Source organism: Nonomuraea sp. NPDC052129, from assembly GCF_040680095.1.
Classification (GTDB): domain Bacteria; phylum Actinomycetota; class Actinomycetes; order Streptosporangiales; family Streptosporangiaceae; genus Nonomuraea.
Window position 1 is genome coordinate 121,412 of the sequence record NZ_JBFAVX010000014.1, and the last position, 14,710, is coordinate 136,121.

A 14,710-nucleotide genomic window follows, 5' to 3' on the forward strand; every position below is an offset into this window, starting at 1 on the left:
CGCATGGGCTACGTCTGACCCCCGTTCTCGATGACGTAGCCCACGCCGGGGTGAGGTCGTCGGCGTGGGGGCGTGCCGCACCTGTCCGGGCGGTGCTCGAAGTGCCACCACTCGTTGTCGTACATGCGGTAGAGGTCGTAGCGGGCGCCGTGTTCCTGGAGCCAGCGCGCGCCTTCGTGCGGGCGCACGTCCAGCGCGATGCCCTTGACGTGGCTGGACTCCGCCGGTGGTAACACGAGCATGCGGGCCGAGGCCGGGGAGCCGGAGCGGCGCACCTCCTCGTCGAACATCCGCTGCTGGACGACGGGATCGCGGTATCCCGAGGTGAGGCCGATGAGCTGGCCGTGACGCCACAGCGCCTCGGTACGCGCCGCGGTGAACGCCGCCATGGCGCCGTCGGTGAGCCCGGTGAGGTCCTCGGCGGGGAATCGCATCCACAGCGCCCAGCGGCAGGCCAGTTCGCGGGCGCGGCCGGGACGGCGGACGAACGCCGCGGGCAGCAGGAGCACGGCGAGCACCAGTGTGACCGCGGCGTACAGCCGATCTCGGGGCCGAGGTGGGATCGTGCGTGGCTCGTTCATGGCGACTAGGCTTGACGCCGAATGTGCGTGCGTTGTCAGCCGTATGTCACCGTTTCTCGACGGCGGCCACCGTCGGCGCGACCAGGCGGGACCGTAGGCGCGATCGTAGGCGCGATCGTAGGCGCGATCGTGACACAACCATGACACGGCGCGGACGGGGCGGGGACACGACCGGCCGACAGTGGATGGGGTTGACCGACAGGCAAGATACGGAGCGTGCTGTGATACTCGGCGGCGTGTCGCGAGTGTTGTTGATCGAGGATGACCCGGCCGTACGAGAGGGCCTTGAGCTGGCCCTGACCCGGCATGGGCATCGGGTGCGCGCGGTGGAGTCCGGCGAGGAGGGGCTGGAGCGGCTGCGTGCGGATCTTCCCGACGTCGTCGTGCTCGATCTGATGTTGCCTGGCATGGACGGGTTCGAGGTCTGCCGCCGCATTCGGGCCGCCCGTGAGGTGCCGATCATCATGCTGACCGCGCGCGGCGACGACATGGACGTGGTGGCCGGGTTGGAGGCGGGCGCCGACGACTACGTGGTCAAGCCGGTGCAACCCAGGGTGCTCGAGGCACGCATTCGCGCGATACTCCGGCGCATCGGCCGGGACCAGGCGGAGCTGGAGCGGCACGGGGACCTGACCATCGATCGGGCCGGGCTGGTGGTCGTCAACCGCGGCGTGCCGGTCAGCCTCGCCCCGACCGAGCTGCGCCTGCTGCTCGAGCTCTCCGGCACGCCGGGCCGGGTGCACAGCCGCCAGCAGTTACTGGAGTCGGTGTGGGAGCAGGGGTATTTCGGCGACTCGCGGCTCGTGGACGCGTGCGTGCAGCGGTTGCGCGCCAAGATCGAGGACGACTCGGCGGCGCCCGTCTACGTGCAGACGGTGCGTGGGTTCGGGTACCGGTTCGGGCCGGTATAGGCCGCCCGTGACATTTCAGCCGAACCTGGGGCTGCGTACCCGGCTGTTGTTCGCGTTCGCCCTGCTGTGTGTGGTCACCACGGCGGCGGTGGCCGGTGGGCTCTACATCCAGGCCCGCAACGACATCCTGCAGCGCGCCCAGGATGCCACGGTGCAGACGATGAGAAGCCGCCTGGCGGCGCTCTACCCGTTGCGGAGTCCGGTGCCGGGCCCGGACGAGCTCGACGACATCGCCGCCGCCGTGCCCGACCAGGACAGCGTGGAGTACGCGGTCGCCATGTACCGCGAGACGCACTCGCCGGTCGCCCCGCCGGGGGGCTTGAGGCCGGGCAGAAGGGTGCTGGCCTTGGATCTCGGGGTGATTTCCCCACAGTTGCGGCAGGCGGTGGCCGACGGCCAGATCGCGTGGCAACGCGTGGTGCGGCAGGACACGCCCTGGCTGATCATCGGCGCGCCATTGCTGATCACCGAGCCGGACCGGACCACGCGGGTGTCCGGCATCGAGGTGTACGCCGCGCGCAGCCTGCTTGCCGAACAACGCAGCATCGACGAGCTCACCGCGTCCGCCTGGCTCATCGGCGGGGCGGCTCTGGCGTTCGCGGTCGTCCTGGCGTTGCTGGCCACCCGTGGCGTGCTGCGCCCGGTGCGCGAGCTCGGCCGGGCGGCACGCCTGCTGGGCGAAGGCGACCTGCGGACCAGGATCGCGGTCCGAGGCTCCGATGAGCTGGCCGACGTGGCACGCACGTTCAACAACACCGCCGCGGAGCTGGAACGGCACGTCAAGCAGCTGCGCGAGATGGAGGCCGACGCCCGCCGGTTCGTGGCCGACGTGTCCCACGAGCTGCGCACCCCGCTGGCCGCGCTCACCGCGGTCGCCGACGTCCTCGACGAGGAGGCGGCCGGACTGCCCGAGCCCGCCGGCCGGGCCGCCAGGCTGGTCAGCCAGGAGACGCTCAACCTCACCGGGCTGGTGAACGACCTCATCGAGATCAGCAGGTTCGACTCCGGCGTCGCGGCCCTCGCGCTGAACGAGATCGACGTGGCCGAGCTGGTGCGCGCGACCCTGCGTACCCGCGGCTGGACGGAACATGTGCACACCGAGCTTCCACCCGAGGTGACGGCACGGCTGGACCCACGCCGAGTGGACGTCATCCTCGCGAACCTGGTCGGCAACGCCCTACGGCACGGCGAGCCACCGGTGTCGGTACGGCTTTCCGCCGAACCGCACTGGCTCGCTCTCGAGGTCCGCGACCACGGACCGGGGCTGAAGGAAGCGGTGCTGCCGCACGTGTTCGACCGGTTCTACAAGGCCAGCGCCGCCAGGGCCAGGTCCGAGGGCAGCGGTCTCGGCCTCGCCATCGCGCGGGAGAACGCGCGCCTGCACCAAGGCGACCTCACTGTCACCAACGCCCCGGACGGCGGCGCCATCTTCACGCTGCGCCTGCCACGCCGGGCGCACGATCAGAACGGAGGCCCCGAGTGAGGACCGGGCTCGCCCGCCGCATGCTCGCCGCGGGCCTCGTATCGCTCGTCGCCGTGGCCGGCTGCGGCGTGCGACCCTCCGACGTCATCCCTGCCGGCGACCCGCCGCGCGGGCCCGTCGCACGAACCCCGACGACCACCCTCTACCTGGTGAAGAACGGCCGGCTCAGCGCGGTGACGCGGCCCGGTCCGCCACTGTCCCAAGCGGACACGCTCGCGCTGCTGGCAGCCGGACCCACCGCGAGCGAACAGGCGCAAGGACTCACCACCGACGTGCCGCCCGAAGCCGCCCCGTTCTCGGTGACCGCCGCGCCAGGCCGTCAGCCCGGCCGCTGGGCGGTGAACCCGTCCACTCCGGCCGACAAACTGTCCACATTGGCCGTGGAGCAGATCGTGTGCACGGCCGCCGCCACGACACCGGAAAGCCCTGTCCAGGTCACCGTCGTCGGTGCTGGGCAGGACGTCGGCCGCCGGAACTGCCCGGGGTAACGGTACGCCCGCGTGGTATCGATCAGATCGTCAGTCCATGATCACAGCGGCACGCAGGGCGGCGCGGATGCTGGTGGCCGGGTCGTCGAGGTGGTAGATCCGCTCCGACGGTTCGATGCCGTCCAGGAACTCCTGGTAGCGGACGGCGTAGTGAAGATGGGACAGCGGTTCGGCGATCGCGAGTGCGCGCGCCGCGTCGCAACCGGGCACGTGGGCGGTCCAGGCCGCGATCCAGGCCTCGGCGGCGGCGGGTCGGCCGGCGGGAGGAAGCCAGTCACGAGCCCGTATTCCGTCCAGCACCGGGTTGCCGAGGTGCGCGTCGGCGAAGTCCACCACGGTCGGCGGGCCGCCGTCGCTGCGCCAGTTTCCCGGGTGGAAGTCGCCGTGCACGATCGTGTCGGGCAGGCCGCACTCGGCCAGCATGGGCCACCGTTCGACCAGCTCGTACGCCTCCGCCAGCTCCTCGGCGGTCAGCTCGCGGCCCACGTCACCGGCGAGCCACGTGAGCCTGGCGACGGCACTCGTGACCGTCGGGCTTGTGCGGCCTCACATCCGGGATCTCAGCACGTCGACCTCGCAGCCTGGCAAGAACGGGTCGAAGCCGTGCTCGACCAGCCAGCGGATTGCCAGCAGGCTGCGCAACGACCACCACGCGCGGATCATGTCGAGGTCGACGTCGGTGCCGTAGCCGGCGACGACGTCATCAAGACGCTCCTCGTGTCCGAACGTCAAGATGGCCAGGTCATGCAGGGCGTCGCCCTGGGCCGCCTCGGACCAGTCGATCACGCCGGTGATCTCGTCACCGTCGACGAACACGTGGGTCACCTGCAGGTCGCCGTGCGTGAACACCGGCGTCCACGGCCGGAGCGCGTCCTCGGCGATCCGGCGGTTGCGCGTGACCAGGTCGGCGGGAAGGACGCCATTCGTGACGAGCCGCTCGCATTCGCCGTCGAGGCGCGCCGCGATCTCGTCGATGCTCCGGCCGGGCCATGGTGGCAACGGCGCGTCGTGCAGCATCCGTACGGCGGCACCCGCCGCGGCCCACGCCGCCGACGACGCGGCCGACGGCTCACCGAGGCGGCCGAGCGCCGTCCCTGGGAGGGCGGCGAGCGCGATTACGGGCGGCTTGCGCCACAGGACCTCCGGAGTCGGGATCGGCGCCATGGCCATCGCCTCGACCTCGACGTCGGTGCGCGTCTGATCGGCGTCGATCTTCAGGAACACGTCGCCGACGCGCAGGGTCGCGCGCTCGTTATGGGCGACGACAACCTGGACCTCCTCCATGTCGTCCTCCTCCATGTCGTCCTCCTCAACGTCGACCTCCTCAACGTCGGCCATTGTCGCGGGATGACCACCGACGTCGCCACGAGTTAATCGCGGGCGACTGCTTGATCGCGGGCCGCCAGGGCCGCGCCCAGCGGCGTGTGCTCGTAGCGGACGGCCCGGCCGGCGCGGGTGCGGGTGACCAGACCGGCATCGCGCAGCACCGCCAGATGGCTGCCGACGGTGCCCAGGCTCAGGCCGAGCTGGGCGACCAGCTGCGTCGTCGTCGCGGGCACGTCCAGCGCGCGCAGCACGTCCGCGCGGCGCGGGCCGACCAGCCGGCTCAGGGCCTCACCGCCCGGAGCACGCTCCGCAGGACCGAGCAGGTCCGCGATGCCCCGGGCGGGATAGACCAGGGCGTAGGGCCATGGCGGCTCGACATAGCTGATCAGCGTGCCGAACACCGTCGGCATCAGCAGCAGGCCCTTGCCGGCCAGCCGGTGCCGGTCGCACTCGGTACGCGAGCCCGTACGCACCTCGATGGTCCCGGCCTGCCCCTCGGAGCGCCAGCTCACCCGCGGGTCGAGATCGGACAGCGCCGCCGCCCAGCCGTACATCGCCAGGTGCCCAGCGCGGCGGACCAGGTCGCGCTCCAGCACCGTCCGCAGCCGCGGCCAGTCCGGCTCGACCAGCGCCTGCCAGCTCGCCTCGAGCGCGTCGGCGAGCCGGGTGACCACGTCCGGCGCGTCGAGGACGCGCTGCACATAGCGTGGCGGCGTCCGCAGTCCCACCAGGTTGCGAGCCAGTTCCAGGCGTGCGCGGCGCAGCGGCGTGGCGCGTACGGCGGCCAGCTCAGCGGCGAAGTCGCCGCCGGAGCCCGACGGCGGCGGATGGATGAAGTCGGCGTTGTAGCCACCGCGGCGGAACAGCGCCGTCAGCGCCCCGACTGCGGGCACCTGCCGGCGCAGCTCCGCGTACCGGGGCGCGATGCGCTCGGCCCACGGCCGGAGCGGGCCGGCGGCCTGCACGCCGGCCGCGACGCGCAACGCCTGCATCGCCTCGCCCAGCGGCGAGATCGCGTAGCGGGTACGCGCCACGTCGACGGGCCCCACCTCGATGGCCAGCATGTTTAGCCTCCACGCGAAAGCATAGCCAGCATGGCCGGGCCGCCGTGATGCTGTCGGCCATGACCACCCCGTCTGTCGCGCCCCGCCCGGCCACCTACCGCGAGGTGTTCGCCGTGGGCCAGTTCCGCGTGCTGTTCGGCAGTTACACGCTCTTCCTGATCGGCGAGACGGTGCGGATGCTCGCACTGTCCGTGACCGTCTACGCGGCGACCGGGTCGCCGCTGATGTCGGCGCTGGCGTACGCGGCGGGCTTCCTGCCCTATGCCCTGGGCGGCACGCTGCTGCTGGCCTTCGCCGACCGCTGGCCGCCGCGCACCGTCATGATCGGCTACGAGTTGCTGCGCGCCGCGGTCAGTGCCGTGCTCGCCGCCGGTCTACTGCCGGTGCCGGCCATGCTGGCGCTGGTGTTCATCACGGGTTTACCCAGCGCCGTCGCCGCCGCTTCGCGCACCGCCCTTCTGCCCGACCTGCTGGACGGCGACCGCTACGTGCTCGGCCGTGCCGTGTTCTCCATGGCGGCCGGCGGCACGCAGGTGCTCGGCTTCGCCGCCGGCGGCATGCTGATCGCCGCTGTCGGCGCGCCAGGCGCGCTCTGGATCACCGCCGCGACCTGCCTGGCCTCGGCAGGGCTGCTGCGACTGCGTCTGGCCGACCACCCACGCCGCCGCACCGGCGGTTCGGCCGGCATCAGCGAGACCTGGCAGGTGAACCGGGCGCTGCTGAGCCGATCTGCGGTCCGGGAATTGCTGCTGGCTCAATGGCTGGCACCGGCGCTGATGGTCGGCGCCGAGGGCGTGCTGGTCCCGTACGCCGCGCAGGCTGGCGCGCCTGACGCGGCCGGTCTGCTGTTCGCGGCGGTCGCCGCCGGGATGTTCGCCGGCAACCTGATCGTCGGCCGCCTGGTGCGCCCCGCGGGCCGGGAGCGGCTGGCAGGCCCCCTCGCGCTCGCGCTCGGATTGCCGCTGCTGGGGTTCGCGCTGCGCCCCGCACCGGGATACGCCGCCATCCTGATGACAGTGTCCGGTTTCGGCGTCGCCTACCAGCTCGGGCTGGCCCGCAGGTTTCTCGACGCGGTGCCCGAGACGCACCGCGGTCAGGCTTTCGGCCTGCTGCTGACCGGCACGATGACGCTGCAGGGCCTGGCCGCCGCGGCCGGCGGCGCGCTGGGCGAAGTCGCGGCCCCGGGGCTGGTCGTCACACTGGCCGGCGCGGCCTCGGCCATCGCCGCCCTGATGTCCTGGCGAACGCTGTCGCCCACACGGCGCCCCTGACCGCCGCCGATCACCCGGCTCCCACCTCGCCCGCACCGCTGCCGAATCCGGACTGCAGATATCGGCGCAGGGCTTCCCGCCCTCCCGGGACGAAGCACCATTGATCAACGACCTCACGCAGGTCGCTCACTGTCAGCCAGTCCCACCACTCGATCTCACCCGAGTCCGGGACCAGGACCTCCGGCACGACGGCCTCATGCACCCCAAACCAGATGGGGCCGATCCCTTCTCGACAAAGGAACTTGAACAGGAAGCGCACCGGCACACGAACGCCCAGCTCTTCAGCCAACTCGCGGACCGCCGCCTCCTCATACGACTCGCCCACGTCCACGGCACCGCCGACCAACACGTCGTAGTGGCCCGGGAATCGGGACAACGTCCGGGCCCGTCGCAGCGCCAAGATCCGCCCCTCACGATCACGGCAGATCGTCACCGCGATGCGGTGCGGCCAGTTCTCGCGTTCTGCCTCCTCACGCTCGACGACTCCCAGCACGCGGTCATGCTCATCGACATGCTCAACCAGTTCGCTCACAGAGGCACGATCTCAGCCCCCACTGACAACACGGCCTCACGAGCGACGAAGGAGGGTGATATGTCGCAGCGTCAGGTGGTGGTCGAGTCGCGATCATCGATGGGGGCGTCCAGCAGGGCGGCCGCCGCGCTGTGGATCTTCGTCAGTGCGTTGAGCAGATGTTCGCGCTCGGCCTCGGTGAGGCCGGCGATGACCTGCTCTTCGAGCAGCCGGCGTTCTCTCTCGATGGGAGCTTGCAGGGCACGCCCGGCGTCGGTGAGCCACAGCCGGACCAGCCGGTTGTCGCGGTCGTCGCGGCGCCGGGTGAGCAGGCCGGCCGTGGTCATCCGGGTGGCCGCCTTGACCACGTTGGGTGTGGTGACGTTCAGCGCGGCGGCGACCTCGCCCGGGGTACGGCCGTCCTGCCGCCACAGCACCGCAAGCAGGTGATCTTGCCCCAGGTGCAGTCCGTGGCGCCGCACGGCCGTCTCGGCCGCTGCCCGCAGCGCCTTCGACATCTTGCTGTGCAGGTCCAGGAACTCGGGCACGTCGAGGCCTCCGGTGATGTCGCGGCGCGATTGACAGCCTGATCATGTACCGGTTAACGTTCTGTCGAGTCATTAACCGGTACACGATCTAGGAGCCCTCATGATACTGGTCACCGGCGCGACCGGGAACATCGGCCGCGAGCTCGTCCGCCAACTGGACGAACTCGGCGTGCCGTTCCGCATCCTGGTCCGCGACCCGGCCCGCGCCGCCACGCTGCCCGAGCGGACCGAACGGGTCGTGGCCGACCTGAGCGACCCTGCGACGCTGCCGCCCGCCTTCGCCGGAGTCGACCGGCTGTTCCTGCTCACCCCCGGCATCGGCCTCGACCACACCAGGCACGCCGTCGCCGCCGCCCAGGCCGTGGGAGTGCGCCATATCGTGCATCTGTCCTCGTTCAACGTGCTCGGCGACCCGATGCCCGCGATGGGCCGCTGGCACCACGAACGCGAGCAGGCCATCCGGGCCTCCGGCATCCCGGCCACCTTCCTGCGGCCCGGCGGCTTCATGACCAATGCTTTCGACTGGCTGCCCACCATCCACCAGGCGGGCTACGTCCTCGATCCGGTCGGCCCCGGCCGATACGCGCCGATCGACCCCGCCGACATCGCCGCCGTAGCCGCCCTGGCCCTGACCGGCGACGGCCACCAAGGCCAGGAATATGTCATCACCGGCGAGGAACTGTTCACCATCACCGAACAGGTCAAGATCCTGGCCGCGGCGGCCGGCCGGGACATCGCGATCCAGCCGGTGACCACCGCGGAGGAAGCCGTAGCCTCCCGATTCCCCAACGGGGCGCCTCCGGCGCTGGCCGAGGCCATCATCGAGGGGTTCCACCTCATGCGCGCCGACACCGCCGGATTCCGCACCGACACCGTGGAACGCCTGCTCGGGCGCAAGCCCCGTACCTTCGCCGACTGGTGCGCACGCAATGCCGACACCTTCCGGACCACCTGATCAGTAGTCCGGAGAGACACCATCGCCGTGACGGCGCCTCCCCAACTCGGCGCCGGCGCATCGCATGGGTCCGACTGGCCGGACGTGAGCGACAAGGTGATGGCAGAATGTGACCATGCGGCCACCCCGAGCGAGATACTTCAACACCACCGGTCCCTGCGACCCGCAGCACCACCACATGCTGCCCCCCGCGGAGCGGCTCCCGCAGGCGCGCGATCTCGTCGAGATGGACCGTTACTTCGTGCTGCACGCACCCCGGCAGACCGGCAAGACGACCGCGCTGCGCACCCTGGCGGCCGAACTGACCGCCGAAGGCGACATCGCCGCCCTGATGCTCTCCTGCGAGCGCGCCAAGGCGGCCGACGACGACATAGCCTGGGCGGAGACGATCCTGCTGAAGTCCCTCCGTGAAGCCGCCGCGCGCTCGGGATGGCCAGAGCAGTTGCTGCCGCCGGATCACTTGCCGCAGGACCCGGCGGGCACCCGGTTCGGTTCGGCGCTGAGCGAGTGGTGCCGCCGCTGCCCCCGCCGGGTGGTGCTGTTCCTCGACGAGATCGACGCCTTGCAGGGCAACAGTCTGGTCAGCATCCTCAGCCAACTGCGCGACGGTCATAACGCGCGGCCGGAGGGTCATCCGTTCCCCGCGTCCGTCGTGCTGTGCGGGTTGCGCGACGTGCGTGACTACAAGGTCGCCTCAGGCGGCGAACCCGGCCGGTCCAACCCGGCCAGCCCGTTCAACATCGTCGCCGAGTCGCTGCGCCTGGGCGACTTCACCGCCGACGAGATCGCCGAGTTGTACGGCCAGCACACAGAGGCGACCGGCCAGGAGTTCACCAAGGACGCGGTGGACCGGGTCTTCGAGCTGACCCAGGGCCAACCGTGGCTGGTCAACGCCCTCGCCAACGAAGTCATCTTCAAGATGAAGGTGACCGGCACCATCACCGCCGCACAGGTGGAAGACGCCAAGGAGCGGCTGATCCGAGCGCGCGCCACCCATCTGAACGCCCTCGTGGCGCGGCTGCACGAACCCCGGGTGGAACGGGTGATCGAACCGATCGTGGCGGGAACGTGGCCAAGCACGGACGCTTCTTTCGACGATGACGTCTCCTACGTCCATGACCTGGGAATTATCCGAGGGACCAGGGAACTGGAGATCGCCAACCCGATTTATCGAGAAGTTCTGCTACGGGTCCTGGGCGATCGCACGGAGCGGTTCATGAAGGCCAATCCGCACAGCTTCGTGCTGCCGGACGGCCGCTTCGACCTGCCACTGCTGCTGGAGGAGTTCGTCGTGTTCTGGCGCGAGCACGGCGAAGTCCTCATCCAGCAGGAGGGCTACCACGAAGCCGCCTGCCAGATCATCCTCATGGCCTTCCTGCACCGGCTGGTCAACGGCGGAGGCCAGCTCGACCGGGAGTACGCCGCGGGCACCAAGCGCCTGGACGTACTGGTCCGCTGGCCCTACACCGGCCCCGAAGGCGAACGGCTGGTGCAACGGGAGGCCATGGAGCTGAAGGTCTGGCGCGCGAACGGAGACGACCCTAAGCCCGACGGCCTCGCCCAACTAGACCGATACCTGGACCGGCTCACCCTCAACACCGGCGTGCTGGTGATCTTCGACCGGCGCCCCGAAGCCCCACCCTGGAAAGAACGAGGCGCTTTCGAGCAGGCGACCACAGCGTCCGGCCGCCAGATCACCCTTCTGCGTGTGTGACGGCCGCCCGAACGACTCACCCGCCGACCGGATATCGATCCTGTCAGCGGCCCCACTCGGACAGCACGACCTCGACGAACCTCTCCGGCTGCTCCAGGTGCAGGAAATGCCCTGCCTCCGGCCACACCATGGTCGCTGAGCGGGAGTGTACGGGCAGGCTCGCCTCCCACCGCGCGGCCTCCGGCACGTTGTGGACGGCGAGCACCGGGCAGTCGCGCCTGGCCAGGTAGCGCTCCGACTCCCGGCGCACCCCGAACGCGCCGGGCGCCGTGTACATCCCGGCGTAGCACTCGGCCAGCACATGGCCGGGTGTGGCGGCCAGTTGCTCGGCGATCGGCCCGGGCAGCGGCCCGAGCTGCCGCGACGCCGCGTCCGCGCCCTCGGCGCGCAACGCCGCCAACCGCTGCGGGATGAGCCGCTCCTCCGCCTCGTCCGCGCCATAGGCGGGAGCGACGACCACGAGCGCGCTGACCAACTCCGGATGCTCGACCGCCAGAGCGGTGACCACCTGGGCGCCCATGGAGTGCCCGATGGCCACCACTGGCCCATCCAGCAGCGGCACGAGGTCGCGGGCCAGGTCGACGGGCCGGTATCCGCGGGCGGGAGCCGGGGACCTGCCGTGGCCACGCAGGTCGGGGGCGATCACCCGGCGCTCGCCGAAGTCCAGAGCGCGCCACGTCCGGTGGTCTCCGCCCCAGCCGTGCACCAGAAGCAGCGCAGGCCCGTCGTGACCCCGGGTCTCAACGTACAGCTTCATACCGAAGTACCCTGGGTCTCAACGTACGGCTTCATACCGAATCCGCTCGAAGCGCGCCGTGCAGCCCTCGCCCGCCAGGTCCTGCACCCAGAACCCGGCGAACGCGCCGGTGAAGCCGAAAGCGCGCATCTGGCCGTCGATGCGCTCGTCGGCATGCTCGTCCGACAGGATCGTCGCGTCCAGCTCAGGACCATGGTTGAAGCGGACGACCGGCCCGTCGAACTCCACGCGCAGCCTGACCTCGCCGGCCGCGGGGCCGAGCAGGTGTTCGGTGCGGGCGCCCCGGTCGCTGCTGGTCAGTACGAGCCCCTCGGTGGTCACCGCGAGATAGAACCAGTTACGCGAGTTGTAGTACGCGGTGATGCCGGCGGACTGATGGACGGTGCCGGGCTCGAACCGCATGACCGCCTCCAGCGAGCACTTCTGAGCGGTGACTCGGTGGGCGACCAGGCTCGGGCTGCGCAATCCGTACGGCGACTGACCGCCGTGCACGGTGAGGCCGTCGTGGTCGGCGGTCAGCCAGTCCGGCGAGGGGGGCCGCCGCAGTGTGCTCCAGTCCTGCTCCAGCCCGTTCCAGCCGTCAGCTGCCGGCCACGGGTGGGCGGGCAGCGCGGGCGCGGCCACCTCCACGGCGGGCACGCCGCCCGCCACGCGCGGCCAGCCGTCCACCCACTCCACCCGTTGCAGCGCGCTCTCGCGGCCGAGCACGCAGGTGCGGTTGTGGTAGGGCCGGGCCACGAGGTGGGCGACGTACCACTCCCCCGCCGGCGTCTCGACGAGGCAGCCGTGGCCCGCCTTCTGCAGCTCCAGGCTCGGGTCGTGGCGCGAGGTGAGCATCGGCCCGGCCGGATCCTCCTCGTACGGCCCCGCCATCGAACGGGAACGCAGCACCGTGACCCCGTGCTCGTACCCCGTGCCGCCCTCGGCCACCATCAGGTAGTACCAGCCGTCGATCTTGTACAGGTGCGGCCCTTCGGTGATGTTGCGGTTGGGCAGGATCAGCTCGGGTTTGCCGCCTTCGAGGGGCTGCAACTCGATCCCGGCGAACCCCCGTCCGGGGCGGGAGTCGAAGACCATGTTGAGCAGCCAGCTCTGCCCGTCCTCGTGGTAGAGGGAGGCGTCGAAGCCGCGGCCGGGCAGCCGGACCGGGTCGGACCACGGCCCCTCGATCGAGGACGCGGTGACCAGGTAGTTGGCGATGTCCTTGTAGCCGAGGGCGTAGTTGTCCATCACGCCGTAGACCAGGTGGAACAGCCCGTCGTGGTAGGTCAGGTCGGGCGCCCAGACGCCGCCGGAGTCCGGCACGCCGGACAGGTCGAGCCGCCCGCGCTCGGTCAGGATGCCGCCGAGCGGGCGCCAGTTCACCAGGTCGCGGGAGTGGTGGACGCGTACGCCGGGATACCACTCGAAGGTCGAGGTGGCCAGGTAGTAATCCTCCCCCACCCGCACGATCGACGGGTCGGGGTGGAAGCCGGGTAGGACGGGATTGCGGATCAAGCTCATTCCTCCGAGAAAAGCATGAGTGCTACCTCGCTGTTCACTGACCCTTGAGATACGCGTCGGCCTGCTTGGCCATCTCCGCCTGGAGCTTGGCCAGGCCCGCCCGGTCCAGCGCCTTCTTCAGCTTGTCCAGGCCCTGGTCGACGTCCACCGCGCCGATGAACAGCGGGTTGGCGAACTGCGTCATGGCGGCGGTGACCTGCGCGTTCTCCCGCTTCACCGGCTCAGGGTCAGGGACGAAGCTGGCGTACGGGTCGATGGTGAAGTTGTTGATGTCCTGCGCCCAATCGAACCACTTCGCCTCGGATTCAGTCATCTCCTTGATCCGGCGCTCCAGCTTGGCCCGCCAGGCAAGGGCGAAGCCGGGGAAGGTGTAGGTGGACACCTTCTCGTACTTGTCGTCGCCGACGGGCTTCCAGTCCTTGCCGGGGATGCCGTAGTTGAGCAGGTCGTGGTTCTCCTTGATCGACGCCCAGTCTTGCAGTTGCATGGCCTTCTCGTTGCTCTGGCCCTTGGCGTTGAGCACGACGAAGTTGTCGCTCTGGAAGGTCTGGTACGGCTTGGCGCTCTCACCGCCCTTGAGCGGCATCACGTTCGCGATCATCGCGCCGGGGACGTTCTTAGTCAGCTCGGGCAGGGCCGCGGAGGACAGGCCGTCGGTCATGGCCCAGGCGGTGGCGACGCGGCCGGCCTTGAACTGGGAGTCCAACGCCTTTGAGTCGAGGGTGAGCGCGTTCTTGTTGAACAGACCGTCCTGGTAGTACTTCCGGACCAGGCGCAGCGCGTCCATCATGCCCGGCGCCTCCCAGAACGGGATCGGGTGGGACGAGCCGGTCTGCTTGCCGTCGGCGGCCAGCACGAAGTTGAGCGACTCGCCGGTGAAGGAGGCGAGGCTCATGTTGGGGTTCTCCCACATGTACGGGTTGAGCCAGCCGACCGGGTTCCACGCCACCAGCAGCTTGGGCAGCCGGGAGTTCAGCCCGATCGGGGTGATGTCCTTGTTCTTCTGCTTGACGTCGTACCAGAACTTCTCCAGCCCCGCGAAATCCGTGATGTCGCTCATGCCGTACTTGTCGGCCAGGTCCTGGCGGATGCTGAAGTGGTGGAAACGAGCGACCGAGTTGATCTGGGGCAGGCCGTAGAGTTTGCCGCTCCACCGGTTCAACTCGATGATCTTGGGGTCGATCGTGGCGGTCAGGTTGGGGTACTTGCCGCCGGCCAGCAGACTGCTCAGTTCGACGATCGAGCCGCTCGCCGCCAGCTGGGTCATGTTGAGCCAGCGCGCCTGCAGCGCGGTGTCGAACTTCTCCCCCGCGGTGAACTTCAGCAGCGCCTGCTGTCCGTAGCTGGTCCACGGGATGAACTGCGGTTTGATGGTGAAGCCCAGGTCGGCCTGGAGCTTCTTGTTGACCTCGGCCAGTACGGCGTCCCAGCCGGCCGGCACGTCGCCGGGCAGCAGGAGGCTCAACGCGAGCGCGCCAGCGGCCTGATTGTCGGCGGCCTTCGGCTGGGAGGAGCAGGCGGCGAGGAAGGCGGCTACGGACAGGCCGCCGCCGGCGGCCAGCAGGCCGCGCCGGGACATGGTGGGGTTGGACACGGTA

General features: G+C 70.2%; 14 protein-coding genes and 1 pseudogene. 6 read left to right on the forward strand and 9 right to left on the reverse strand.

Annotated elements, in window-relative coordinates; genetic code table 11:
• Positions 1-8 precede the first annotated feature (8 nt).
• Positions 9-581, reverse strand: coding sequence for a D,D-peptidase/D,D-carboxypeptidase VanY-N (gene vanY-N, locus AB0L53_RS28965; RefSeq protein ID WP_364000136.1), 573 nt, complete (start codon positions 579-581; stop codon positions 9-11).
• Positions 582-817: 236 nt separating this feature from the next.
• On the opposite strand from vanY-N, the gene AB0L53_RS28970 reads away from it, so the two are divergent.
• From AB0L53_RS28970 to AB0L53_RS28980, 3 genes are read left to right on the forward strand one after another with little or no spacing between them, the layout of a single operon-like run.
• Positions 818-1,492, forward strand: a complete 675-nt coding sequence (locus AB0L53_RS28970; RefSeq protein WP_364000139.1) for a response regulator transcription factor — start codon at positions 818-820, stop codon at positions 1,490-1,492.
• 7 nt (positions 1,493-1,499) lie between these two features.
• Positions 1,500-2,975 carry a HAMP domain-containing sensor histidine kinase gene (locus tag AB0L53_RS28975; RefSeq protein ID WP_364000142.1) on the forward strand — a complete coding sequence of 492 codons (1,476 nt, stop codon included), beginning with the start codon at positions 1,500-1,502 and terminating at the stop codon, positions 2,973-2,975.
• On the forward strand, positions 2,972-3,463 hold the full coding sequence (locus tag AB0L53_RS28980; protein ID WP_364000145.1) for a hypothetical protein: 492 nt from the start codon (positions 2,972-2,974) through the stop codon (positions 3,461-3,463). Before AB0L53_RS28975 ends, AB0L53_RS28980 begins: the two co-directional genes overlap by 4 nt.
• Positions 3,464-3,493: 30 nt before the next feature.
• On the opposite strand, the pseudogene AB0L53_RS28985 reads toward AB0L53_RS28980, so the two are convergent.
• The 3 genes and pseudogenes from AB0L53_RS28985 to AB0L53_RS28995 all read right to left on the reverse strand — a co-directional run.
• Positions 3,494-3,961 (reverse strand): annotated as a pseudogene (locus tag AB0L53_RS28985) (phosphotransferase); the annotation flags it as partial.
• Positions 3,962-4,009: 48 nt separating this feature from the next.
• On the reverse strand, positions 4,010-4,801 hold the full coding sequence (locus tag AB0L53_RS28990; protein WP_364000148.1) for a phosphotransferase: 792 nt from the start codon (positions 4,799-4,801) through the stop codon (positions 4,010-4,012).
• Positions 4,802-4,833: 32 nt separating this feature from the next.
• Positions 4,834-5,853, reverse strand: a complete 1,020-nt coding sequence (locus tag AB0L53_RS28995) for a winged helix-turn-helix domain-containing protein (RefSeq protein ID WP_364000151.1) — start codon at positions 5,851-5,853, stop codon at positions 4,834-4,836.
• A gap of 59 nt (positions 5,854-5,912) precedes the next feature.
• Here AB0L53_RS28995 and AB0L53_RS29000 point away from each other — a divergent pair, with 59 nt between their 5' ends.
• Positions 5,913-7,124: an MFS transporter gene (locus AB0L53_RS29000; protein WP_364000154.1), complete on the forward strand. Its 1,212-nt coding sequence runs from the start codon at positions 5,913-5,915 to the stop codon at positions 7,122-7,124.
• A 10-nt stretch (positions 7,125-7,134) separates the two neighbouring features.
• Here the strand turns inward: AB0L53_RS29000 and AB0L53_RS29005 are convergent, their stop codons facing one another.
• Together AB0L53_RS29005 and AB0L53_RS29010 are read right to left on the reverse strand one after the other, a co-directional pair.
• Positions 7,135-7,656: an NUDIX domain-containing protein gene (locus AB0L53_RS29005; protein ID WP_364000157.1), complete on the reverse strand. Its 522-nt coding sequence runs from the start codon at positions 7,654-7,656 to the stop codon at positions 7,135-7,137.
• A 71-nt stretch (positions 7,657-7,727) separates the two neighbouring features.
• On the reverse strand, positions 7,728-8,183 hold the full coding sequence (locus tag AB0L53_RS29010) for a MarR family winged helix-turn-helix transcriptional regulator (RefSeq protein WP_364000160.1): 456 nt from the start codon (positions 8,181-8,183) through the stop codon (positions 7,728-7,730).
• A 100-nt stretch (positions 8,184-8,283) separates the two neighbouring features.
• On the opposite strand from AB0L53_RS29010, the gene AB0L53_RS29015 reads away from it, so the two are divergent.
• A complete protein-coding gene (locus AB0L53_RS29015; RefSeq protein ID WP_364000163.1) occupies positions 8,284-9,138 on the forward strand; it encodes an NAD(P)H-binding protein in 855 nt (284 codons plus the stop codon).
• Between the two features lie 115 nt (positions 9,139-9,253).
• Entirely contained in the window at positions 9,254-10,852 is a 1,599-nt protein-coding gene (locus AB0L53_RS29020; RefSeq protein ID WP_364000166.1) for an AAA family ATPase, read from the forward strand.
• Positions 10,853-10,895: 43 nt separating this feature from the next.
• On the opposite strand, the gene AB0L53_RS29025 is transcribed toward AB0L53_RS29020, so the two are convergent.
• Genes AB0L53_RS29025 through AB0L53_RS29035 form a run of 3 tightly spaced genes read right to left on the reverse strand, consistent with a single transcriptional unit; the run spans position 10,896 to position 14,706 of the window.
• On the reverse strand, positions 10,896-11,609 hold the full coding sequence (locus AB0L53_RS29025; RefSeq protein ID WP_364000169.1) for an alpha/beta hydrolase: 714 nt from the start codon (positions 11,607-11,609) through the stop codon (positions 10,896-10,898).
• 18 nt (positions 11,610-11,627) lie between these two features.
• Complete coding sequence (locus AB0L53_RS29030; RefSeq protein WP_364000172.1) at positions 11,628-13,106, reverse strand: glycoside hydrolase family 43 protein; 1,479 nt, start codon at positions 13,104-13,106, stop codon at positions 11,628-11,630.
• Between the two features lie 40 nt (positions 13,107-13,146).
• Complete coding sequence (locus tag AB0L53_RS29035) at positions 13,147-14,706, reverse strand: DUF3502 domain-containing protein (RefSeq protein ID WP_364000175.1); 1,560 nt, start codon at positions 14,704-14,706, stop codon at positions 13,147-13,149.
• Positions 14,707-14,710: the final 4 nt, after the last annotated feature.

Excerpts from the sequence above, each read along its gene's own strand:
- AB0L53_RS29000 (WP_364000154.1), top strand. The coding sequence starts at position 5,913 with ATGACCACCCCGTCTGTCGCGCCCCGCCCGGCCACCTACCGCGAGGTG.
- AB0L53_RS29020 (WP_364000166.1), top strand. The coding sequence starts at position 9,254 with ATGCGGCCACCCCGAGCGAGATACTTCAACACCACCGGTCCCTGCGAC.
- AB0L53_RS29025 (WP_364000169.1), bottom strand. The coding sequence starts at position 11,609 with ATGAAGCTGTACGTTGAGACCCGGGGTCACGACGGGCCTGCGCTGCTT.
- vanY-N (WP_364000136.1), bottom strand. The coding sequence starts at position 581 with ATGAACGAGCCACGCACGATCCCACCTCGGCCCCGAGATCGGCTGTAC.
- AB0L53_RS28995 (WP_364000151.1), bottom strand. The coding sequence starts at position 5,853 with ATGCTGGCCATCGAGGTGGGGCCCGTCGACGTGGCGCGTACCCGCTAC.
- AB0L53_RS29015 (WP_364000163.1), top strand. The coding sequence starts at position 8,284 with ATGATACTGGTCACCGGCGCGACCGGGAACATCGGCCGCGAGCTCGTC.
- AB0L53_RS28990 (WP_364000148.1), bottom strand. The coding sequence starts at position 4,801 with ATGGCCGACGTTGAGGAGGTCGACGTTGAGGAGGACGACATGGAGGAG.